The organism is Pricia sp. (assembly GCF_041745955.1).
GTDB lineage: Bacteria > Bacteroidota > Bacteroidia > Flavobacteriales > Flavobacteriaceae > Pricia.
Window position 1 is genome coordinate 1 of sequence record NZ_JBGTHY010000132.1, and the last position, 23811, is coordinate 23811.

Annotated in this window: 16 protein-coding genes; 1 reads left to right on the forward strand and 15 read right to left on the reverse strand. The window is 44.5% G+C overall.

The genetic code is table 11. The annotated features are described in order from the left end of the window. Positions 1 to 315: 315 nt before the first annotated feature. The 14 genes from ACEW8S_RS04710 to ACEW8S_RS04775 form a co-directional block, all read right to left on the reverse strand. Complete coding sequence (locus ACEW8S_RS04710; RefSeq protein ID WP_373517026.1) at positions 316 to 1722, reverse strand: ADP-ribosylglycohydrolase family protein; 1407 nt, start codon at positions 1720 to 1722, stop codon at positions 316 to 318. Positions 1723 to 1740: 18 nt separating this feature from the next. Further along, complete coding sequence (locus tag ACEW8S_RS04715; protein WP_373517027.1) at positions 1741 to 3201, reverse strand: hypothetical protein; 1461 nt, start codon at positions 3199 to 3201, stop codon at positions 1741 to 1743. 68 nt (positions 3202 to 3269) lie between these two features. Beyond that, positions 3270 to 4688 carry an endo-1,4-beta-xylanase gene (locus ACEW8S_RS04720; RefSeq protein ID WP_373517028.1) on the reverse strand — a complete coding sequence of 473 codons (1419 nt, stop codon included), beginning with the start codon at positions 4686 to 4688 and terminating at the stop codon, positions 3270 to 3272. 30 nt (positions 4689 to 4718) lie between these two features. Beyond that, positions 4719 to 5693 (reverse strand): mannonate dehydratase, encoded by a 975-nt coding sequence (locus ACEW8S_RS04725; protein ID WP_373517029.1) that lies wholly within the window; start codon positions 5691 to 5693, stop codon positions 4719 to 4721. Between the two features lie 102 nt (positions 5694 to 5795). Beyond that, complete coding sequence (locus ACEW8S_RS04730) at positions 5796 to 6539, reverse strand: RraA family protein (protein WP_373517030.1); 744 nt, start codon at positions 6537 to 6539, stop codon at positions 5796 to 5798. A 37-nt stretch (positions 6540 to 6576) separates the two neighbouring features. Next, complete coding sequence (locus tag ACEW8S_RS04735; RefSeq protein WP_373517031.1) at positions 6577 to 8514, reverse strand: DUF4861 family protein; 1938 nt, start codon at positions 8512 to 8514, stop codon at positions 6577 to 6579. A gap of 26 nt (positions 8515 to 8540) precedes the next feature. Further along, entirely contained in the window at positions 8541 to 9482 is a 942-nt protein-coding gene (locus tag ACEW8S_RS04740) for an RraA family protein (RefSeq protein WP_373517032.1), read from the reverse strand. A 5-nt stretch (positions 9483 to 9487) separates the two neighbouring features. After that, positions 9488 to 10957, reverse strand: coding sequence for a hypothetical protein (locus tag ACEW8S_RS04745; RefSeq protein ID WP_373517033.1), 1470 nt, complete (start codon positions 10955 to 10957; stop codon positions 9488 to 9490). Continuing rightward, entirely contained in the window at positions 10954 to 12405 is a 1452-nt protein-coding gene (locus ACEW8S_RS04750; RefSeq protein ID WP_373517034.1) for a beta-galactosidase, read from the reverse strand. The genes ACEW8S_RS04745 and ACEW8S_RS04750 overlap by 4 nt, the downstream gene beginning before the upstream one ends. A gap of 12 nt (positions 12406 to 12417) precedes the next feature. Then, positions 12418 to 13248 (reverse strand): SDR family NAD(P)-dependent oxidoreductase, encoded by an 831-nt coding sequence (locus tag ACEW8S_RS04755; RefSeq protein ID WP_373517035.1) that lies wholly within the window; start codon positions 13246 to 13248, stop codon positions 12418 to 12420. Positions 13249 to 13253: 5 nt separating this feature from the next. Beyond that, on the reverse strand, positions 13254 to 14663 hold the full coding sequence (gene uxaC, locus ACEW8S_RS04760; protein ID WP_373517036.1) for a glucuronate isomerase: 1410 nt from the start codon (positions 14661 to 14663) through the stop codon (positions 13254 to 13256). Continuing rightward, positions 14660 to 16336, reverse strand: coding sequence for a sodium/solute symporter (locus tag ACEW8S_RS04765; protein WP_373517037.1), 1677 nt, complete (start codon positions 16334 to 16336; stop codon positions 14660 to 14662). The genes uxaC and ACEW8S_RS04765 overlap by 4 nt, the downstream gene beginning before the upstream one ends. A gap of 174 nt (positions 16337 to 16510) precedes the next feature. Next, positions 16511 to 18184 (reverse strand): RagB/SusD family nutrient uptake outer membrane protein, encoded by a 1674-nt coding sequence (locus ACEW8S_RS04770; protein ID WP_373517038.1) that lies wholly within the window; start codon positions 18182 to 18184, stop codon positions 16511 to 16513. A gap of 19 nt (positions 18185 to 18203) precedes the next feature. Further along, positions 18204 to 21239, reverse strand: a complete 3036-nt coding sequence (locus ACEW8S_RS04775; protein ID WP_373517039.1) for a SusC/RagA family TonB-linked outer membrane protein — start codon at positions 21237 to 21239, stop codon at positions 18204 to 18206. Between the two features lie 303 nt (positions 21240 to 21542). Here ACEW8S_RS04775 and ACEW8S_RS04780 point away from each other — a divergent pair, with 303 nt between their 5' ends. Next, a complete protein-coding gene (locus ACEW8S_RS04780) occupies positions 21543 to 22577 on the forward strand; it encodes a substrate-binding domain-containing protein (RefSeq protein WP_373517040.1) in 1035 nt (344 codons plus the stop codon). A gap of 458 nt (positions 22578 to 23035) precedes the next feature. On the opposite strand, the gene ACEW8S_RS04785 is transcribed toward ACEW8S_RS04780, so the two are convergent. Continuing rightward, positions 23036 to 23811 (reverse strand): SLC13 family permease (locus ACEW8S_RS04785; protein WP_373517041.1); only part of this gene is annotated, 776 nt, incomplete at its 5' end.

Sequence of the window (23811 nt, forward strand, 5' to 3'; positions counted from 1 at the left end):
TGTTCCGTTATGGGGAATTTCCCGGCGTCATGAAAGGGCTCTTGAGCAAGGTTTTTGCACCGATCGGAAATGGTCGCCGAAATGCGTACCGAACCGTAGCGGCCTAAAGTTTATAATCCTTACGAAAATCAGCAAGCCCTACCTTAATTCAAGTGGCAAGTTCCTTACATGTAGAATATAACCTAAGCTTGCAATTTCACTGAGGTTCTCACGTCCAATTTTGAAAGTAGTGGGAGGTTTTTAATCTGACACATATATTAATCGATAATTGTTCAAGTGTTCGTTTAGATTTTCAATAGTTGCAACATCTTGAAATTAACTACCTGATTCTATGATAACGTCTGTTTCTGAAATATACCAAATGTCATTTTCCAAATCAATCCCACCTCCCATCTGGTCCTGTACCGCCCTATCTATAATGAAGATTCCTTTTTTGGCCATGTTGTCAAATGTATCGATACCATTGTTCGGGAAACCGATTCTAGTTCTATGAATATTGAATTTCTCGGAAAATTCGTGTCCAAAAGCTTTTTCAACTCCCCCCTTACCAAGCATAAAACCTAAAAGGCCTCCCCAAGTGGCCGTTGGATTGTCCGAATCCCAACCCGCGAGAGCGCCGATCTTTATAGTTTTTTTTATATCGCCTTCCCCATACAGCAAGCTCACTATACTCGCCCCAAAATTGATGCCCGCCGCAAAACAGCCATTGCATGAGGTCTCCTTTGTTGCCCACATATAGCCATCCTCCTGCCGAACCTGATATTTTTCGTAAAGCGCGTCCCTAGCTTCCTCCCAAGTAACCCCGGATCTATACTGTTCTTGTACAAAATCGTACATTTTTGCGGAGTACGAGTCGTTTGGCAAACGCTTACGGGCCTCAGTGGCAATCCATTCAAGATTTTCCTTTGTGGACATTTCCTTATCGGCCATCGGTGCCAACGAATACATTATGACGTAGAATTCGGCAATCCATTCGGCATTTTTTCTGGCAGTGGTCCGTATAGGCAAATGCGCCATTTTCAATGCAATCTCCGGACGGGTAGGTGCAAAAAAACCGAATATTTCGGTCGTAAGCTCTGCGTCGATCATATCATAATGCTTATTAAGGTCCGGACTGCCGGTATGGGGTGGCAATATCCCTTTTTGCATCAACGTAAATGCCGTTTGGTTGCTTACCCAAAGGAAATTTTCTTCCTCTGGCCGAATATGTTTCCACCAACCATCCCTTATCTGTTCGGGTGTTAAAACACTTGTTTGGTTCCGGTATAAAAGATCCTGATATATGTACTCTATGTCGGTATCATCGTCCGCTCCCCAAATACTGTCCCTGTCCGCATATAAATAAGTAATGGTATCCGAAAAATTATTTATGCCCCATAGATTGGGATGGTCGGCTTTGCCCCAATTTTCCCTCGTGTAAAAACCGGCGGCCTTACCATCTTTACCGCCCCCACCTATCTTGTCCATTTCGGTGACAAGGCCCGTCCAATTGGCGATACATTGACCCAACCAAAACCCGTACAGCTTCTCTTTGTAGTCCGATCTTGAAATGGTCCGATCTGTCGGTTGTGGCGAATAGGGCTTATAGACCAGGAGGGAGTCTTTCAAGGGATTCTTATCTGAAACTTCCTTTTGCTTATCCGGCGCATCCTTGCAAGAGATGGCAAGGAGTAATAGGCTTGCCAATACGATTATGTTAACAACAAAATTTTGGGCTCTCATAGTTTGATTTGTGCGGTTCTACTTTTGTGTATGTAATAACGATTTTTCGGCGATCAATACCGGCGAATCATATATGGGGATATTAAAAACGGTACCGGTTCCGCTATTTTTCCAGTGATCTTTGGAAATATCATATGTTTTTCCCGTCATCAGATCCACCCAGACCGGAGTTTTGAAGTCCGTGTTTTCGAAGGTTATTTCGATTGGAGCGGTTTCAAAGGAATTGGTGACATTTTGGCCATCCAGCCAAAGTGCTACCAACTTCTTACCGGTGTTTTTGTCCTCATATCCATACACGGACATCGAGTTGCCGGGCGAAGCGGAATAGCCAAATTCCGGGTCGAGCACTAGGCTATCATCGAATAGGGAGGCTATGTTCTGAACGGCATAATAGGCCACTTTAGGCCTTATGGCCGCCATAGTAGTATCGGACTGAATCAATCCTTTGGTGTTTAAAACGGCCCTATCGCCCCAATTATAATATATGTCTATAATGGTAAATACCGATGTTTCAATATCGTGGCCCAGATCGCCCAATAACCGCCGCATATCATATTTAGCTTGGGTATACTCGGTCCAATAGTATTTGGAAAGGGCAAAACTGGGAATATAGGTGGACGGAGCGCCATTTTCTCCTTGGCGCAACAATAATTTGTCGGAATATTTTCTGATCACCTCCCGAAGACCAAGTACACGTTTCTTGGTATAGGCGTCTTCCGGCCTCATAGTATAACTATGATAGGTAATCCAATGGAACAAGTCCAGTTTACCTGCGTCAGATATAACCTTTAAGAACGTATCCAAATATTCCTTGTCGCTATTGGAGGCAAATGCCAATCCGGCAATTCTAGCTTCAGGTTGTGCTTTTTTTATAATAGTCGCCGTGCGCAAATTCAATTTTGCTGTCGTAACGGGGTCTATATGTCCATTTAAATCAGGTTCGTTCCATATTTCCCATTCAGCAACCCGATCTTTATATCGATTTACCAATGCTGCAACCCATTTGTCCCAAGCTTTATAACCCTCTTCAGAGGTCATTAATGAATTTAATAGGTTTATATCGCCGCCACCTTCATAAATTGGGTTTCCATACGAGGTTTGCAACCATGGCTCTATATCATGGGCAACGGCATAATCGACGATTTCATCCAGCCATGTCCAATCATACTCCCCTTTTACTTTTTCACATTTCGCCCATCCAGCCTGTAATCTTATTTTTTTTACTCCCAAAGGAGGTAGATAAGCTTTGTAATTGTCCCAAACCACATGGTCCCGATCCAGTGTTTCGGTTCCTACGGTTATTCTGGACGATGCAATTTCTTTGGTCGATCTTGGTACTATTGTACCAATATATTTCATGTCGACCTTTAAAGGGGTTTTTACCCGATCGGGAGCTGTAACTATGAATTGTGCCGATGTGTTATAAGAGAAAAGTAAAATTGCAATCGGCAAACATCTTTTTAGGAGAAGGGTTTTCATAAATCAAAGTTTTAAATGGATAGTTATTCTCGGGTAAATAAGTGATCTGTTGTGTGTTTTAACGTAGGTTAATCCAACTGAAACTCAAAATTGGTGTCCGTGCCTTTTCCTAGATGTACACGGAACGATTTCTCATTTCCGTTGGATTGGGTGACCGTTAATTGGTAATTCCCATAAAACCCACGAAAGGAAGCTTCACCTTTGCGATTTGTGCTCAACTTTAAATCTTTGGTCATCCAGTCCTGTTTTATTAGTTTGATCAGTCTATCGTAGACCGGTTTCGGATTGTAGGCCTCATCCACTAACCCACCCCCTTTTAACCAAATATTTTTGTCTGAAAGTCCCCACCAATGTATTGATGCCATGGACGGATACCCGAATGCCAAGGTGTAAAATTGCTCGGCATAGTCCGCTTGGGCCTCCTCGCTCCATATTCCCTTTCGCCAATCCCCGGTAATGGGATTTCCGGACGATTGCGGGATAAATTCGGTAATATGGAGCGGTAATCCAAGTTCGTTCATCCTATCAAAGGTTTTTATAAGTTCTATTGGAGAAAACCACATATCCCTTGGTTCATGGGCCTGGATGCCAATTCCGGTCACGGGAATATTTTTCCTTTGCAGTTCCTTCATTAATCGATAAAATTTTTCACGGATATCAGGTTTGGCAATCAGATAGAACTCATTCAGGATAAACTCGCCGTTTTTATCTGCTTCGGCCGCCCACCGATATGAATTTGCGACCCAGGGCAGGGTTTGATGTACACTGATATTTTTAGTATCATATCTTGAACCGTCATCTATCTTGGCTTCCTCGGAAACAGTATCCTTTAAAGCCATTTCCCAGGGAATGGTATTGACAGGTTCATTTACCACATCCCACGACCTTATTTGGTTTTTGAATCCCCCAACGAGATTTTGAATTCTCGCCTTGAACAAATCATTCGCCGTTTCCACAGGCAATTTTAACAACCAATCGGGAGTTCCTGCCCTGTGTGTCCACCCCAGCGCATGTCCTTTAGGGGTTATGCCGTTTTTCTTGCACCAATCCAATTTTTTTTGGAGCTTTTGCCATTCCGGCCTACCTTGTCTCGGTTCATAGGGCTGCCATTTGACCGTTAGTTCGGTAAAATTAAAAAGAGCCGTGAACCGCTCCTCAAACTTTTTGGCCTCATCAGGTGGAAGGTCTACTACTTCCTCGCTAAGATTTCCGAACAAAAAGTCCTGGCTAATCTGTTTCAATTCTATTTTCAGGTTTTTTATGGGGTTGCCATTAGCATCAACAAAGGACAATGAAGCATTTCCCTTTCGCAAAAGTTCTATATTTCGTTGTGCCTTTTGAAGATATTTGTTTTCCACGGATATTTTTTCCCTTATCCCATCACGATTTTTTCCCGTAAAATACCTGCTGTCATTAGATTGACCTTGCAGTTTGCTGTTGCAAATCAGGAAAAGAAGTAAACCAAATATTATATTGACCTTTTTCATTTTTTCGGGTTTGATACAATTCAATTGATCTTAAGAAATTTCAATACCACAACCGTGCATCAACCCTTTTATATAGCCAACACCAAAAAGGTTGCCTTTCATCCCATAACCGACATTTTTACTATCGTCCCCGGCCATTGTCGGCACGTGATCCGAACGTAAAGGGCCTTCAAAACCGACCTTCTTATAGGCTTGGATCATCCTGAACATATCGGTCGGCCCATTATCGTGAAAAGTTTCCCTGAAATCTTCCGGTGTGCCTCTTACATCCCTGATATGAACAAAAAAGATCTTACCGTTTTTACCATGTTTTCTAGCCATTTCCTCGACGTTTTCATTCATGGTGGTAAAGGTGCCCTGGCAAAAAGTCAGTCCATGGGACGGACTATCCGTAAAGGAAAGTGCCCTATCCATCGCTTTGGCAGAAGTTAAAATACGCGCAATCCCATTGACCGGACTTATCGGTGGATCATCCGGATGCAATGCCATTTTCACGTTATTGGCCTCCGCAACGGGCATGACCTGCTCAATGAACCATTCGTAATTGTCCCAAATCTGGTTTTTCGAAAATGTACCCCATTGCGAGGTCGGTTCCTTTTTTGATGCCTCATAATTAAACCCGCTGACAATCGCACCGCCACGTTCGGAAATTTCATGGTGGGTACGGTACCAGCCCGTCGCCATAAAATTGTAGCAGAGCAGGGGAACACCCAAACGCCCCATGTTCTCCAGCATTTTTTGATATTTTTCAATATCGTCCTGCCTGCCGGGCAATCCGAGTTTGATTCGGTGCATATCGAACTGATCTCCCTCTAGACCATATAACTGAAACCCATGTTCCCCGAATATCGCCTTGGATCGGGCAAAGGAATCATAATCGTCGATGGTGGGCTGCCCCGTTAATTCCGGGGCCAGTTTCGCAATGGCATAATCTATGCCCATTTGCTTGCAAAGCTGCCATTTTTCATCGGGCGTATTGCCAAAAAAGAGATAAGAGAGTTTCATTTGTTCAACAATTTAGCATTCGTTTTAGACCTATTGGCTTCTGCTTGTAGGGAAAAACATGAAGGTCAGTGTCGCTCACCCTTTGGGAATCGAGGGCTTTACTTAAAAGTAACCGCCCTTGTCCGAAATATCCTTGGCCGACTGGCCTTCTTTGACCCAACCAAAGATCTTCTTTTCATTTTCCTTGATTTCCTCCGCCCTTACAAGCACCTCATAGGCAATGTCCCTGGGAACGCAAAGCACCCCGTCCACATCGCCCATAATGATGTCCCCGGGTTTTATAAAACATTTATCGATCTGTATGGGCACCTGGTAATCGGTGATCAGGCAGCGTCCCAAACTTCCGTTGGAGGACTTATATTTATAAAACACCGGGAAATCGGCCTCCAAAATCTGATGGGTATCCCTTATGCCTCCGTCCAAACAAGCGGCCCTTACCCCCTTGCCTTTAGCTGTGGCCGTCATAACCCCGCCCCATGAGGTAGATTCCTCGTCCCCACTGGTGTCGTATACCACAAAGGCATCCTCGTGCATTTCGTCCAACATTTTCGTACGGAATTCCATTTCCCCACTTACCTTGGTGCTGGTAGAACTTTTTACGGTAAAAGCAAACCCGGCAATGGTCCTATATTCCCGTAGGGGTTTTATGCGAATGGGCAAGGCTTGGTTCAGCAAGGTGAATTCGCGAAGCACATCATTGATGGCCCCTGTATATATCTGATCGTACCTTTGTAGCAATTCCTTGTCCGGAATGGGAAATTCCTTCTTGGATATACTTTCCCTAACCTCGATCAATTTCTCGAGGTTCATCATTCCTACTTCCTTTTTATAATCTTCTACGCTCATGGTTTTTTCTATTAATGTTTCTTGATACTTTTTGTTCTTACTTTGATGAGCGAAAACCTATTAGGTATTTCTCCCAATCATTTTGTTTTTTGAAATAAGTACTCTTGTCCCAACCTGCTCCCGCGTAATACGAAAAGGGCTCGTTGGTCTTTGTCCTGATCAGAATGAACTCATCACCGTCATAGGAGGCCCATCCGGCAAAACTGTCGGGGTCTACCAGAATTCCGGTTCCCAAGTGACCATGACCGGACCCCATATCTTCCCAATATGACAGAACCCCCTTTTCCTTGTTCTGGAAAATTTTTGCCTTGCCAAAAGTGGATAGCCCTATAGCGACGGTTATCTCCTTCTCTTCCTCCGAACGAATAGTACTTGTCACCTTAAAAAGGTTACTTCCCTTTTCCATTCGAATTTTCTTATGTTCCTTTAATTCCATTCCCGGGACATTCCAAGTGTTGTAATTCAGATCGAATTCAATTCCGTCATCTTGGTTCTTAATGATCCTATGGCCATCAAAAGTATCCGGGGCGTAGGGCTTTCCATCTATCCAAATGGCCAAACCACCGCAACCCGTTCTTTGGCCCATGTGATAGAAATCGGCACCTTCCCCACGGTCCACATGGTAGTCCTTTCCGGCATCGTTCAGTTTATACCACTTATCCAAAATGGGATAATCCACGGACTTGGCCCAAACATCGATCCCATTGGCCACTTTGCCCCGGACAGTTGGTCCAAAGGCCCTAAAAGCAATCCGATCGTTCTCCCATGCCATGTCACTACCTCTCGCATATTTTACATAGGTCCGGGGTACTTTTGGAGAATCCGCAATACAAAACTCCCCTAATTTTTGGGCGGTATGTATGGTACCCATCCCCATCTTGGCAGCTTGGGCCAACGCCAGGATTACCGGCCCAAAAGCGTGATGATCGTTATATACCCAGGGATGGTTGATGTAATCTTCTTTGGTACCGTTATTTACGGCACGACAACTGAAGGTGGCATGGGTTACGGACCCATCACTGCCAATATAGGAGGTCAAGTTTTCGATCCCAGTTTCAAAGTTTTTTTCATATTTTTTATCGATCAGTCCATCTTCCAGGACCAATCCCAGACCGTAAAGCAACAGGCCACTGCCCGAAGTTTCTACGTAGGAGGAAGGTTCCGTCATTTCTTGATGCCAAAGCCCCTGCTCGTCCTGAAACTTGATTACCGCCGTAAAAAACTCCTTCGCCAAAGCCGCCACTTCTTTATATTTAGGATGGGACTTGGGCAAATCCCTTACCAATATTGCCAATGCAAAAGCGCCCCAGCCGTTTCCCCTGCTCCAACAATCCTCGGTGACTTTTCCCAAACCCTGATATCCGCGTGCCTGATGGACAAGTCCCGTTTTTTCATCCCTCAGGATCTTAAACAGCTCCAAAGTTTCGAACACGGCAAAATCGACATACTCCGGTTTTTCAAATTTAAGTCCGGAGTACAACAGATAGGGCGTCACGGCAAATGCTATATCAATAAAAACCTGTCCCAGCTCATATTTTGAATCGACCGAAGTCATTAGATTTTCCGGTGACCTCTTCTGGTCCTTCATCATTCTTTCCGCAACAAGGGCCACTTGGGCATCCAGCTTATCGGTAGCTCCCTTCCAGCTTAGGTAGGCCGCTCCCGAGCCGCCGGCATCGTAGGAAATGAAATTCCCTCTTGGCTTTATCTCTCCGTTTCCAAATTTTTCATAGATCGAAACAACTTCCTTCAAAATATCTTCATTGCCTTTTAAAAGAGCAAACTCGCTGATACCGTGAAGCATTAATATACCGGCATAAAAACCAAAGTCACAATGCTCCTTTCCCTTTTCAAAGACCGAGGAAACCAGTTGACGTGTATCTACCGTTTCGGATGTTTGGGCCTGTATGTTTTGGATGGGGAGCATCCAGAAAACTACCAGACAGCCATAAATCATCAATTTTCTATAAGCCATATCGTAATGTTTTAATTTCAAAAACTCTAAAAATTCCTACTTTCCAAATATTTGTCCAAGGCTTCCAAGGACATGGGAAGACGATCCTTATTCTCTTTCGCCCAGCTTCTAAAATCATTTTTTATTTCATCGTTCCAGACACTATCGATCGCTCCTGCCGAATATTTACCTTCCTTGATGCGCTGTTGACCGAACACATCGAACAAGGCAGTTACCTCTCCCGTCAATACAATATGCTCCACCAAATAAGGAGGTATAAAGATAACACCATCCTTTTTTGCAAGAACCGCATCCCCGGGCAGGACAGTGGCATGCCCTATACGAATGGGGGCATTGATGGAGGTAAGCATGGTTTTCCGCATATAGGACGGATCGGTTCCCTTTATCCAACCGTTGAAACCCTTAATCTTTCGAAGATTTTCCAAATCCCTGACATTTCCGTAAAAGACCACACCGTTCTTGGTCCTGTTGTACACTCCACTTCCCAAATTAGAACCGATAATAGTTCCATAAGAAGGCTTGCCGTAGCCGTCCGCCACATACACATCGCCTTCTACAAGGGTGCTTATGGCCCAGGACACGGTTCGTTTTTGTTCATATGCACGCCCTTCTTCTTTACCTTGTGCCAACACCTGGTTTTCAAGATCGGTTCTCGTAGGCATAAACTGGGCCGTTACCACCCGGCCGGTCATTGTTGCTTCTTCGCTTTCATCGATCAATTTCCAATCGCCCTCAAATTGGTTATGGTAGCCGAGCTCGATCAATTCTGCCCATGCTTCTTCAATGGTAATTTTTTTCAGCCTTTCCAACATCCCATCGGAAACCTTGGGCCTCCCATCGGGAAATCGTTCGCCTTTCCAATCGGCCGTTAATGCCTTAATATATTCTGGAGATGTCCCTACATTTTGCGCTTGGCAAAAGGGGGCAACGATAAAAAGGATAATTAAGAGGAAGTTTTTGATTTTCATAGCCATTATTTGATTTGATTTATATGAATAAGGCTCTGGTCCGCGATTACAATAGGGCCATCATAGATCGGAATATTCTTGAAAACATCCTTGTTCCCGGATTTGGACCATTGGGATGCAGTAATTTTACGGACATCCCCGGTTATAACATCCACATAAACAGGCTGTTCAAAACTTGCATTACTAAAAGTAAAGTCCACATTCTCCTTTTCCGTGGCGTTACTTGGGATGTCGCCATTGGTCCAAATGGTATAAATTGACCGGCCATTCTTTTTATTTTTGTACCCATAGACCGACAAAGGCGTTGCCGTACTTTGGGTATAGGCATCGCTTCCCTCTGCAAGGGAATCCTTTGCTTGCTCTAAGTTTTTGATGCGTTCCAAACTATTGTCAAATATGGAAGCTACGTTCTGAACGGCGTAGTAAGCCATTTTAGGGCGAATGGCCCTTTTTGTGGAATCCGATTCAATAAGCCCCTTTACGTTCAATTTGGTTATCGGACCGGCCGTATAAGCGATATCAATGATAGTAAAAACACTGGATTGAATATCGTGGCCCAGATCGCCCAACATGCGGCGCGTGTCCCATTTGGATTGTGACAATTCGGTCCAATCATGGTTCCCTATGGCGCCCCTTCCCTCCCCTTTTAGCGAGGGGGCACCATTCTCCCCCTGTCTCAAAGGTATACTGGGGTCATATTTGTCCAAAATATCCCTCAGTTGTTGCACCTTGGGATAATTGGAATCCGGATTATACACATAATCATGGTACACCATATTATCGAACAGTTCCAACTTCCCTTTTTCCGCTAGGATCTTAAAAAAGGTATCCGCAAAATCCAGGTCTATATGGCCCATGGCCAATCCGGAAACGCGTGCCTCCGGCTGTATTTTTTTTATGATATCAACGGTTCTAATGTTGAGATCTGCGGTCAAGTCCGGACCATTGGCCATTTTTTCCAAATTCCCAAAATTGGGTTCGTTCCAAACTTCCCATTCTACCACCTTATCCTTATATCGGGTTACCATGGCCGCCACCCAATTGTCCCAAGCCTGCAAGGCCTCTTTGGAAGTGGGAATGCCCCCGGCCAGGTTTATTCCCCCGCCACCATTATAAATGGTATTCCCATAGGAGAGTTGTAGCCAAGGTTGCAGCCCTCTTTCCGCCGCATCGTTTAAAATGTGGTCCAGCCAGGCCCAGTCGTATTTTCCTTTTTCTTTTTCGGTTTTGGCCCAGCCGGTTTGAATCCTGAGCCGCTTGATCCCCAGCGGCACCAAATATTCCTTATAGGCATCATAATCGGCATAATCCCGATCCAGGGTCTCACAGCCAATAATCCAATTCGATGATTCTATTTGGGATGCGTTTCTAGGTTTAATCGTTCCAATATTTGGAAAAGGTATTTCCATTTCCTGTCCACTGCTTTGAAAAACAATAAACAAGGTCAACAAAATGGGAAATATAATTTGTTTCATGATTTCTTGGATTTTTTATCCTTTATTTTTAACAAGCTCTCATCCGCAATTAAAATCGGGGAATCATAAACAGGAATATCGGTCAAGGTATAACGGCTTCCATTTTTTTTCCAGTTCGCGTTTGGGATATTATAAATATTTCCTGTCCGCAGATCTACATACACTGGGCTTTCAAACTTGCCTGCCGGAAATTCAAAGGTCATCGATGTTTTGGTATTGGAATTTGTAGGCGTCTCGGAATCCATCCAAATAGCCACGACCTGTTTGTCGAACATTTTTGAACGATATCCATAGACCGAAAGCGAAGTATCCGAATCTACCGTATATGGATAGTTGGCAATTCTTTCCAAACTATGGTCAAAAATCGATGTAACATGCTGATAGGCGTAATACGCTTCTTTGTAAGCTACAAACTGTCTATTTAAATCTGATTTGATCAGTCCCTTTGTATTTCTTTTGGGGGTTTCCATCAACTTTTCATGGTCATGGGTATAAACGATATCGATAATGAGAAAATAGCTCGATGGAATATCCCGGCCCAGATCCCCCATCATCTTTCTAATTGCCCATTTCGATTGTGACAGCTCCGTCCAGTCATAATTGTTCAATGCCATTATGGGCTGATTTTCCGATGGGCATCCCAATTCTCCCTGCCGCAATGTAATACGGTCGGAATAGTTCATCACCAAACGTTGCATTTTCCCATAATCGGGATAGACGTCCGATGGGTTATAGGTGTAGCCGTGCAAGGTAATTTCATCAACAAGATGTAGCTTGTTTTGTTGGGCAAGGGTCTTTAGAAAAGTATCGGTGTAGCGTTGTCCCTTTTCGTTGACACGGGTCAATGAAAGGGCGTATAAGGTAGCATCGGGAATCTCGGAGCGAATAATTTCAGCCGTTCTGATATAAAAACTCGTATAATCCTCGGGGCGATTGTTTTCCTTATTGTCGGGTTCGTTCCATATTTCCCAAATATGCACTCGATCCCTGTACCTTTTGGCAATTGCCCTTACCCAATTGTCCCAGGCCTTTAGGGCAACCTCCGAGGTTGGAAGACCGGCACTTAAATGGATTCCGCCACCGCCTTCATAGATAGGGTTTCCATAGGAAGTCTGGAGCCATGGTTCAATATCCCGTGATATAAGAAAGTCAACCACTTCATCGAGCCATTCAAAATCGTAGACCCCCTTTTCTTTCTCGCATTTTGCCCATCCTCCCTGTAAACGGACTTGTTTCGTACCGGTCGCTGCAATATGATTTTTCCAACTTTTGAAATCGACCAAATCGCGATCCATGGTTTCCGCCCCCAACGACCAGTTCGACGACTCTATTTCATGGGAACTTCTTGATTGTATTTGGCCCAAAAGTGGAAAATCGACATCCTGACCGAATGAAAACGTACTCGCAAGAGTCACTAGTAAAACAAACGTAAATCTATATGTATTCATTTCATTTTTTTATTATACCCCGGGACTGGACAGAAACCCGCCATCGACCGGAACGGTTATCCCCGTTACAAATCCCGCATTTTTCTCATCGATCAACCAGTTCATGCACCCAATGAGTTCCTCGGCTTCCCCAAAACGTTTTATCGGGGTCTGTCCCAGGATATTTTGGGCACGCTCGGTCTGCGAACCGTCATCGTTGAACATGATCTTACGGCTGCGGTCGTTCAAAAAGAAGCCCGGGGCAATGGCGTTTACACGAATGTTAGCGGGAGCCAAATAAGCCGCCAGCCATTGGGTAAAACTTACGATACCGTTTTTGGCCATAGCGTACGCCGCCACTCTGGTAATAGGCCGGTAGCTGGTCATGGACGCAAAATTGACGATGTTCCCATTCTTCTGCCCGGCCATTTGTCTTCCAAAAACAAAGCAGGGAATGACCGTGCCCATGGTGTTGATGTCGATTACGCTTTGGAAAACGTCCATATCCAAATTAAAGAATCCCTTTACCGCCCCGTCGTTTTCCAATTCCCTTTCATCGAACTCGGGAATATCGGGGAGGGCATTACTCTGGTTTCCGCCCGCACCGTTGATCAACACGGTGCAGGGGCCAAGCTCTTTTTGAACTATCGCGGCGGCCTTTTTTACCGATTCCTCGTTGGCCACATCCGTACTGACAGAAATGGCGACACCGCCATCCGATTTAATTTCTTCCTCGACGATTTTTAATTTTTCCATAGTCCTTCCCAAAAGGGCGACCTTATACCCATGCTTGGCCAGGTCCTTCGCCATGGCCGAGCAAAGTGTACCCCCCGCCCCTGTAACTACTGCGATCTTATCCTTCATAATTTTCAATGCTTAGTGTTCAATATCCATTTTTTTGCATTTCTATAGCAAACATCCTTAACCAGTTCCTTTAAAATGGAAATGTCGTTCGGGAGCAAGCCTTTCTTGACCCATGTAGAAAGCAGTTCACAAAGAACCCTTCTGAAATATTCGTGTCGCGACAGGGATAGGAAGCTCCGGGAATCCGTTGTCATACCGATGGAGTTGTGCAGGAGCCCATGGTTCGCCAAGGCGGTCAATTGATTTGTGATGCCCGCATAATGGTCGTTGTACCACCACGCAGGGCCGAATTGTATTTTTCCCGCAACACCGGCTTCAGCGAAAGAACCGGTCAAGGAAGCAAAAGCGGCATTATCGACGGGATTCAGATTGTACAGGATGATTTTCGGCAATCTGCCGTTTTTATCCATCGTATCGAGAACATCCACTATGGTCGCTATATTGGTGCTGCTTCCAATCGCCGCAAAACCACCTGCCCCACCTACTAATTGTTTTAATCGGGAACTGGTCTTGCGCTGTGCGCCGATATGCAACTGCAATGCCCAATTGCGTTCGGAACATGCACTGCCCACTAGAATCAATAGGTGGGATTTTAGGGAAACCGCCTCAATGTCGGTCAAACGCTCACCGTTCAAAAATTGATCGAAAATGGTTGAAGCCTTGGACTTATCCACCCAGTTGAATTCAAAACCGGCATCCAAGGCCTGATCGGCCAATTTGCAACCGGCATCCTCAAAAAGGTCGAACCTTTTCTGTACGGCGGCCTCGTAACTGTCCAGATCTTTGATTTTTATTTTGGTCAAATCCTCCAAAATATCGCACCAAGGATTGAAGGCCTCAGACTGATCAAGGATGCTATCGGTACGCAAGGAGGGTAAAACGGCCGCTCCATTTTTAGATGCCTTTTTGTGCACCGACATGTCGTCCAACAAATCATCGGAAGTGCAGAGTGCCTCCACATTGAATTTTTTTAACAGGGAAACCGTAGAGAGTTTGCCCGAACCGATCTGGCTATGGCACTCCTCCCAAATTTCCCTGGCCGAACTTTCGTTAAGGGCAGAATCAATATCGAAAACCCGTTTGAGTTCGAGATAACTCCATTGATAAAGTGGGTTGCCCAAGGTTCTGGGAAGGGTCTTGGACCAATTCAGGTATTTATCGTAGTCGGAGGCATTTCCGGTAATGCCTTCTTCGGGTATACCATTGATCCGCATTGCCCGATGTTTGTACTGATCGGCCATGACCCATAGTGTGGACAAATTCTCAGGTTGGACATCATTGGAGATCATCGACGGATCTAAATGGTTATGAAAATCGACAATCGGCAATTTTTTGGCAAAATCATGATATAACGACTGCGACAGATTATCCGTCAGCAAGAAATCTTCATTGATATAAGGGGTTGTTCTTATCATTTTACAGCTTTGTTTGAAAATCTGAACGTTCCGGTGGTAAACCATTTCAGAAGTACGGCCAATACGATACAGGCACCACCGATGGCCAAGGCTATTTTGCCGCTATCCATTCCTATCGAGGGAAGGCTCACGGCACAAAACAGGATTCCCGATGCCGCAATCGCTATCGCAAAGAGATTCGCCAAAGCAAAGCGGAACTTTGGGTCCGCGGTATCAATTTCATCCGGGGCCAAAGGGGTATTGATTTTTTTAAAGAACTCATTGACCCTGACGCGATAGTTTTGCCCTGAACTTAGAAGGAATCCGGAAAGGAAAAATACGGCAATACAGCTTACGATCTGTATCAGGGTCGCCAATTCCCAAGGAAAATCACTTGACAAAGCCAAGATCAGTCCGGTAAAAATACCTACCAGGACCGTGAAGAAAGCCCCCACCGAGTTTGTTTTTTTGAACAACAGCCCCAATACCAAGGGAATGGCCAGCGGGATGGCAAAAAGGCCGGTCAATATCTTGTTCGCCTCGAAAGCACCGCCCAATTTACCTACGAACAACGAACCCGTAACCACTATTGCACCGACTAAAACGATATTCAGTCTCGCCACAAAAATCAACTGCTTATCGGTCGCATTCGGATTGATAAGCCGTTTATAGATATCATTGGTCAATACGGCCGACATCACATTAAATTCAGAATTTAGCGAAGACATGGTGGCAGAGAACATGGCGGCGATCATCAAGCCCAATAATCCGGCAGGAAGCAGATGTACGGCTATCGCCACATAGGCCTGCTCGGGATTCGCCAAATCGGGTAGAATATCAGCTGCCGCAATGGCCGGGAGCAGGAAAATTATCGGGAAAATAAACAGCAATACTGCCGATAAAAATCCAAGTTTACGTGTCGCCTTTTCATCTTTTACACTATAGAAGCGTTGTATAAAAACCCAATTTCCATTATATTTAAAGAGAATCATTATGAAATAGACCATCAACCACAAGGGTTGCCCTTTCGGGCCGGAGAAAAATTCAAAATGCTCCGGTAATTTATCCATCAAGGTGCCCAGCCCGCCCGTTGCTTCCAAAGATAATGGGACAAGCAGGACCGATACAAAAATCAGGATAACGAACTGTAGCGTATCCATGACCACTACAGCCCAAACACCCCCGACAATCGTAAAAAGTGTCGTAATCGCCCCGGAAAAAACAATGGCCTCGAAAAAGCTCAGGTCGGTCGCCGTGACCAAGAATATCCCCATTGCATATTGCCGGACCATATTATCCAAGAAACGCATACCCAATCCGGTCCACCCGAACAATTGCCTGATATTGGCATTGAAACGTGTTTCCAGATATTCAACCGGAGTGATTATCCTAGACCGTACCCATAATTTTCCAATGATCAAGGCAGCAAAAAGAAAGGGGATTACCGCGCTCCAAAGGACGGTTACCCCGATTAGTCCGTCCTCATAGGCGATTCCTGCGTAGGCCACAAAAACAAAGGTGCTCAAGGAGCCCATAAAGTTGCTGATGCCGGAAATGCCCCAAGGTATCGTATTCCCCCCTTTGAAGTATCCCTTGATATCCTTTACGAACCACCCAAAAAACAAACCTACGCCAGCCATCAGGAGGAGATAGATTCCTATAGAAATATAATCTAATGTTGCAAGTTTATCCAAAGATTTATATTTTACGGTAAGACCAGATTGTCTGGTATTCTTAATCCCTGTTATAAAAAGTTAAGAAATAGTTATCCTTTGGGGGACTGAATTTAAAACAAACCCCAAGGAATACTACCTTGGGGTAGGTCAACTAACAAAACTAACTCAACTAACTAACTTTTCAAGAATATATCAATAGCCGGGATTCTGCTCCAGGTTGCCATTGATATTGGCCTCGATTTCCTTGGCCGGAATTGGCCATAGACCATGAAAATCCTGAATTTCGGATGCATTGAAGGGATTGTATTCCCTTACTCTTTCGACCAACTTTCCAGTTCTTTGCAGCGTAATCCTTCGTTGTTCCTCATAACCTAATTCCCTCGCTCTTTCATCCAAGATATTATCGAGATCGACTTCACCTGCGGTAACTAGCGTGGCGCCCGATCGTACGCGGACTACATTAATATCGGCGGCGGCAAGGTCAAGATTACCGTTCATCATATAAGCTTCGGCGCGCAGCAGGTAGGTTTCGGCCAACCGAAGGTAATATTGGTCCCTATAGGTCGAACCCGCGCCATTGTTCAACAAGCCTAGCTCCTGATTACTGTAAAGGTTCACAGGATGTTGGCCAGGGGTGGTTGCTTTGGTCAACCAAGGGTACCAACGCCAATCGGCGCTCTGGATTACGGATCCCGGAAATTCAAGGGCGCTTTGTCCGACAAAGGCAGATTCTGGATTGTCGTAGACCAAGGTCCGTTGTATATTATATTGGGAATTTCTGATATCGTTGTCAAAATCACTTTGCCAAAGGGTAGTCTCCATTAAAGGCGTGCCCCTCACAAAGGAAACCCCTCTTCCCCCGACATTATCGTCGGAGCGGGCCCCCAAAAATCCGTTGTTTCCGTCCGGGTCATTTAATGTCCAGATAGCCGGTACATGGTTACGTTCATAGACATTCCCAGCATTTCCACCGCCGTCCAAAAGACCTCCGGGGATATCCACTTCCATTTGCGCGACCCATAGGGCCTCAGTATTGCCACTTGATCTGTTTTGGTTTCCTACCCTGAACAAATTCCAATATACATCGCCCTCCTCTCCCGAGAGCGAGCCAAAGCGTTCGGTCATCAAAGCGGTATTCGGATCCTCGATCACAACGGATGCGGCCGTTATGGCATCGGCATAATTACCTAAGGAAATATAGGTTTCCGCCAATAGATGCTGTGCCACCAGATTGCTCAACCTACCATCCTGAACATCGGAAATGTTGGGCATAATGGTGGCCGCAAATTCTGCATCGTCAAGAATCAGGTTCAAGACCTCCACTTTGGCAGCGCGCACAAAATCCGTTTTTGGCTCCGTTAATTCTTCCGTGACGGTGGGTACGCCCCCGAACAGATACACAAGGTCCCGATAGGCAAGGCCCCTAAAAAGTCGTGCCTCGGCCTCTATTTTCAACTTTTCTTCCGGAACAAGTTCAGATTCCTCCAATTTGGCGATTACAGTATTGGCGTTGGAGATAATCTTAAAATTCCGGGTCCAATAGTAGAGCGGGGTTTGCTTCGTGGGGTTCAGCACACTTACAAAACTTCCAAAGCGGTTATCATCGGCAGTCTCCCTTGCATTGAAGAATATATCGGTTCCCGCTATAAGGTGCATGGTTATATCATCGCCACCATAGTGCATATCCCTTTTTTTCGCATAAAGATCGATTAAAGAACTTTCGAAGTTCTCCGCGGATACAAAGGAAGTCGTAGGGTCGAAAAAATCCAACGGCTCCTCGTCTAGAAATTCGCTCTCACTACATGAAGCAATAAAAAGTACCAATGTCAATGAAAGGACTTTTGTTTTATTTATATATGATTTCATCTTGAGTTATTTTTTTGTGTTAAAAGGAAATATCCAATCCAAGGGTATAACTTTTCATTACGGGCAATCCTGAATCCGAAATGGCAAGACCCAGGCCGGTCTCGGGATCCCAACCGTCCCAATCGGTAATGGTGATCAGGTTCTTGCCGCTTAGAAAAAGTTTTAAATTTTGGATGCCGATCCTATCCAGGACATCATCTTTCAGATTGTATGAAAACGATATATCCTGTAAACGGATAAAGCTTCTATCTTGAAAGGGCGAAGTCCCGATAGGGGTGCTGATCCCAGGGCTTTTGTACCGCGCATCTGGATTTCGGGGCGTCCAGTAGTCGATACCCGAAAAACGATTGCTACTCTGTGCCTGTGTAGGGGTACTATAACTTCCATTTGCATCGTCCCAGGGATTGTTCGCCTGAATATAGCTGTCTTTTCCCCCTTGTATGGAATTGATGAAAAAGTTAAGTCCAAATCCTTTATAGGAAATAGAATTTTTTATGCCAAATTGATAGGCGGGTTCAGATCGCCCGATAATCGTTCTATCTCCTTCGGGAGTTATAACTCCGTCCCCGTCCAGATCCCTTAATCTTTCCAGACCTGGCGCCCATCCATCGGGTATGTCGGTATCCCCTATTTGATAAAGACCGTCAATAACATAGGAATACACAGAGCCTATCGATTCCCCGATGAAAAGGCCGTTGGCCACAAGATCGTCTTCCCTTCCGTCATTGTTAAGGTCCTCCCCCAGCAATTCATTTATCGTGTTATCGTTCTTGGCAAAATTGATTCCAAAATCCCAATTAAAATCCTCGGAACGGAATGGGGAAAAGTTGAGCGATGCCTCTATTCCGCTATTTTCGATTTCACCGATATTGGAGCGTATGGAACTAAACCCGCTCAGTTCGGGCAGGATAAAGTCCCATAAAAGATCTTTTGTCTTTGATTTATAGTAATCGATATTGCCCGATATTCTATTTTCGAGGAAACCAAAATCAAGACCGACGTTTATACCGTTGGTCCGCTCCCATTTTAGGTTCGGGTTTGCCAGTGACACAACGGTCTGGCCGTTCACCGTAGCTCCCCCGTCGCCGAACACATATCTGGACTCTTCCGGGGCTTCCAATCGTGCCAATGAACTATACCTGGAAGTAAGATTGCCATTGCTACCGTAGCTTCCCCTTAATTTCAGATTATTCACAAACCCGGAATCAGCTAAAAAATTTTCTTGTGAAAGTACCCAACCAAGACCCACCGATGGAAAAAGTGCCGTTTTATTGTTCTCCGCAAATCCGCTAAAACCATCTCTTCTCAAACTTGCGCTCAACAAATATTTGCGCTTAAAATCATAATTGATCCGGCCGGTCTGTGCATTATAACTTTCTGTATATGCGTCGGAGGATATTTCCGGTATCACGGCCTGTTCCAAACTGTTGTAGGATAGGTTCAGGTTCGAGAAACCCGTACCGGATGCCCTGGTCTGCTCATAATCTACCGTATTAAAGCCCACGACCAAGGTTGCTTTAAAACCATGGTTTTCCTCTTTGCCAAAGCGTTTATCGTATGTTAGAATATTATCTACGAGCACATCACGGGTCGAGGCGTTTTGCTTATAGGCGCTACCGGTCAATCCCGCACCATAAATATTGGAATTGCCCCTTAACGACCAACGATAATTATTACTGTAATTGACCCTGAAATTAAGGCCCGGAATCTGGGGAACATCGATCGAGGCATAGAATATCGCCGAAATATTGTTCAGGTTATCCCTATCGTCGGCAGTGGTCTGCAAGAATGGATTTACCAGAAAGGTTCCCAACGGATTTATTGTAAACGCTCCATCACTGTCACGAGGGGTGGTCAATGGACTCATGGGCGGCAAGGAGGATAAGGCCGGACTCATGCCCGAGAAATCGGAGAAAGAACCAAAAGTGTTCGCCCCTATGGTCAACCAATCATAAATTTTGGTATCAAGGTTGACCCTCACTGTTTGTCTGTCGTAATTATCGTTCAATATCCAACCCTCTTGACTAGTTAGTCCAGCGGATATATAATAGGAGGTTTTTTCGGAACTTCCGGCTACGCTCAATTGATGGTCTTGGGTAGACCCCGGACTGGTCAAGGAATCGAACCAATTGAAGTCCGTACCATTATTAAGTCCTTCGAGAAGTGGCGGAAAGAAAGCGGTATTGTTTTCTATCGTCCAATTCGGATCTGGCTGAATGTAATCAGGTTCTAAATAGGCATTTTGCCAATCTACGTCACGTGCTGCCGTCAAATATTCATCCCTGTTCAATGTTCTTCGGGCATTGGTTGGGGTCTGAACCGCATAAAAGGTGGAATAATTGACGACCGGCTTTTGTGCCGACTTTCCCTTTTTGGTACTGACGATCACGATACCATTAGCCGCTTGCGCTCCATAAATTGCTTTACTGCTGGGATCTTTTAGCACATCGACGGATTTGATATCCTTGGGGTTCAGATCCGACAACCGCCCTCTATAGATAACACCGTCCAGCACAACCAAAGGATCTTGGCTACCGTTCAACGTAGAACGGCCCCTGATTTGAATATTGGGTTCCGCACCTGTAGTTGCCGTTTGTCCGATAGTAATTCCGGGAAGGGAACCTTGTAAGGATTGAAGTATGCTCGTATTCGGTGCTTCCTGAAATTGTTCAAGATCGGCCGAGACAATGGCCCCCGTCAGATCCTGTTTTCGTTGGGTACCATAACCCACCAAAACAACTTCGTCCAGTTCGGATACATCTTCCGAAAGCTGGACATCCAATTCGGTGGCATCATTGACCGGTAGTTCCTGCGCCTTGAATCCGATAGAGCTGAAAACCAAGATGGAGGAAGCACCGGAGACTTGAATGCTATAGTTGCCATCAAAATCGGAAACTACCCCGTTGGAGGTCCCTTTCTCCACAATACTTACGCCCGGCAACGGTTCTTCCAACATGTCCGTTACTGTTCCGTTTACTTCTTTGGATTGGCCATGGACCCACTGTGCGGATATCGCCAAAACAAGAAATAGGATTTTGCTTACTTGCTTTTTCATTTCAAATTGATTAGAGTTTTGTTACTGTTCCAGTTAAATGTTCGATTATAATTGGATTCCGTGTGCGTACACGGAAAAAAATCAAAAAAATTTATAATCGATTTCGATCTTGAAAGAATTCTTTTTAATAAAGTTTAAAATTTGACATTTAATTTCGAATATTTTATGGTAAATTTATACCGTGTGCGTTAACGGTTCAGGCAAATGTTGATAAAATGTTTTGATTTGCAAAATATTTTTTGTTAAATATTTTACCCTTTGTATTTTAAACCCTCATTTTTACCATCTCTAAAAACTTTTAAATTGAAATCAAAAGCGACGATCAAAGAAATTGCGAAATTGGCCAACGTTTCCATCGGAACCGTTGATAGGGTTATACATAAACGGGGGGATGTCTCCAAAAACACTACGGAACGCATCCAAAAAATCATGGGCGAAATCGACTATGAGCCGAACACCTTTGCCCGGAACCTAGCGTTGAACAAAAATTTTCAGATAGCGGTACTCTTGCCGGAACACGGTAAAGAGGAATACTGGTCCACCCCCATGAAAGGGGCAAGGAAAGCCGCCAAGGATATGAACTCGTTGGGCCTAAAAATCAACTACTACAGTTATGACCAATACCGGAAAGAATCTTTTTTTTCCGCAGGTCGGCGGGCCCTTAAGGATAAAAACGATGCCTTGGTCCTGGCGAGGGTACTGTACGAGGAAACGGAAATATTCCTAAAGGAATGTGCCAAGGCGGATGTACCCTTTGTGCTGATCGGAACAACAGTAGATTCCATGAACGCAGTTTCGAATATAGGGCAAGATTCTTTCCAAAGCGGAAGATTGGCGGCAGAACTATTAAGCTTTGGCTATACGGCACCTTCATCATTCTTGGTCCTGAATCTGACCAAAGCGGAAAATCCCAATTACAATGTGAAACATAGGATCGAGGGATTCCACTCCTATTTTAAAGGTCGGGAAGATATTGCACATACTATTGATATCCTTACCATTGCCCAGGAAGATAAAAACCTATTGAAAAAAATAAAGGCCGAACTTACCACTTCCGATCTAAATGGCATTTTTGTGCCCAATTCCCGATCGTATATGCTTGCCCAGGCCCTTTCGGACAAAAGGAATATTAGGATAGTAGGCTACGATCTTTTGGATAAGAACAAAGCGTTCATGCAAAACGGTAAAATAGATTTTTTGATCAATCAACGTTCCGATGAACAGGCCTACCAAGGTATCGAGTGCTTATACCGGTATCTGGTGATGAACCAGGTGCCGCCAAAAATCATAAGCTTGCCCTTGGATATCGTTACCAAGGAGAAGTTGATGTATTATTGATTTTTTAATGCAGCATTTTACTGTTTCACACTAAATTTCAAATTACTTCGTATAGGGGAAATTCTGAAGTTTATTAAAACTCACCTTTATTTGGACTTTTAAAAAATATCATTTACACACCTAAAAACTGGATTTGGATGATAGGGTGGAGAATTAGGACATTTTTGAGAAGATTTTAGGAGTTCCATAAAAGGAACCTTTATTGGGACTTAATATATCCCAATTGTATATCCTTTGAAGGCCAAACAAACCTGTTTTCCATTAATTGAACCAGTACATTTAATCCCGCCTTAAAATATACTTTCAAAATCTTTAAAATTGCCGTCCTTAATATCTTTCCATTTAAACGGCCAATGGCCGCTTCTGAAGGCTACCTCGCCATTGGTTCTAATTGAGATGTAGTCCCATTTTTTCAATAGGGCCACTTAATATTTGGTAAAATAATAGGGTCTTGAAATTTAAAAGTAAAAAAGTGGGAGCAACACCGTTATCAATATCCAGACCAATAAGGTCATTAACCCGCCAGTTCTCAAAAAGTCAACGAATTTGAACTGGCCGGCCCCATAGATTAAGGTGTTGGTCTGATAGCCTATAGGGGTCAGGAAGCTGGTATTGGCCCCAAAGATGACGGCCAATAAAAATGGCTTGGGGTCTATCTGCAATTGATGTGCAATGGTAATGGCTATCGGAGCCAAGAGTACCGCCACGGCATTATTGGTAACGAACCCGGACAGCAAGGCGGTAATAAGGAACAAGGTGGAAAGGATTACCGTTGGGCCATAAATGGACAGGTGATCCGTGATAAAGGTGGCTACCAGAGTACCGGTGCCTGATTTTTCAAGCGCCATACCCAAGGGAATAAGCCCTGCCAATAAGAAGAATATTTTCCAACTGACCTTACTGTAGGCATTTTGAATCCTGATGACCCGGGTAACGAACATTGCTATGCAACCCAACCAAGCACTTACCAAAATGGAGGTAAGGCCAAGGCTCGCAGCAAGAATTACAACGATTACTATAGTGGTAGCGATGACAGCCTTTCGTTTTTCCAACTTGATCTGCGGCAGCTCGTGAAGCACGATAAAATCGTTGTCGGCATGGAGTTCGGAAATCGCATCTTTTTCTATTTCCAATAAAAGGGCAAATCCTTCCGAAAGCGCAATTTGGTCAAGTCGTTCAACGGCCACCCCTTGTTTCCCGCGAACAGCTAAAGGAATTGCGTTGTATTTTTTTC

What these genes read in the sequence shown, in the direction of transcription:
- ACEW8S_RS04710 (WP_373517026.1), bottom strand. Translation starts at nt 1,722, where the DNA reads ATGAGAGCCCAAAATTTTGTTGTTAACATAATCGTATTGGCAAGCCTA.
- ACEW8S_RS04715 (WP_373517027.1), bottom strand. Translation starts at nt 3,201, where the DNA reads ATGAAAACCCTTCTCCTAAAAAGATGTTTGCCGATTGCAATTTTACTT.
- ACEW8S_RS04720 (WP_373517028.1), bottom strand. Translation starts at nt 4,688, where the DNA reads ATGAAAAAGGTCAATATAATATTTGGTTTACTTCTTTTCCTGATTTGC.
- ACEW8S_RS04725 (WP_373517029.1), bottom strand. Translation starts at nt 5,693, where the DNA reads ATGAAACTCTCTTATCTCTTTTTTGGCAATACGCCCGATGAAAAATGG.
- ACEW8S_RS04730 (WP_373517030.1), bottom strand. Translation starts at nt 6,539, where the DNA reads ATGAGCGTAGAAGATTATAAAAAGGAAGTAGGAATGATGAACCTCGAG.
- ACEW8S_RS04735 (WP_373517031.1), bottom strand. Translation starts at nt 8,514, where the DNA reads ATGGCTTATAGAAAATTGATGATTTATGGCTGTCTGGTAGTTTTCTGG.
- ACEW8S_RS04740 (WP_373517032.1), bottom strand. Translation starts at nt 9,482, where the DNA reads ATGAAAATCAAAAACTTCCTCTTAATTATCCTTTTTATCGTTGCCCCC.
- ACEW8S_RS04745 (WP_373517033.1), bottom strand. Translation starts at nt 10,957, where the DNA reads ATGAAACAAATTATATTTCCCATTTTGTTGACCTTGTTTATTGTTTTT.
- ACEW8S_RS04750 (WP_373517034.1), bottom strand. Translation starts at nt 12,405, where the DNA reads ATGAATACATATAGATTTACGTTTGTTTTACTAGTGACTCTTGCGAGT.
- ACEW8S_RS04755 (WP_373517035.1), bottom strand. Translation starts at nt 13,248, where the DNA reads ATGAAGGATAAGATCGCAGTAGTTACAGGGGCGGGGGGTACACTTTGC.
- uxaC (WP_373517036.1), bottom strand. Translation starts at nt 14,663, where the DNA reads ATGATAAGAACAACCCCTTATATCAATGAAGATTTCTTGCTGACGGAT.
- ACEW8S_RS04770 (WP_373517038.1), bottom strand. Translation starts at nt 18,184, where the DNA reads ATGAAATCATATATAAATAAAACAAAAGTCCTTTCATTGACATTGGTA.
- ACEW8S_RS04775 (WP_373517039.1), bottom strand. Translation starts at nt 21,239, where the DNA reads ATGAAAAAGCAAGTAAGCAAAATCCTATTTCTTGTTTTGGCGATATCC.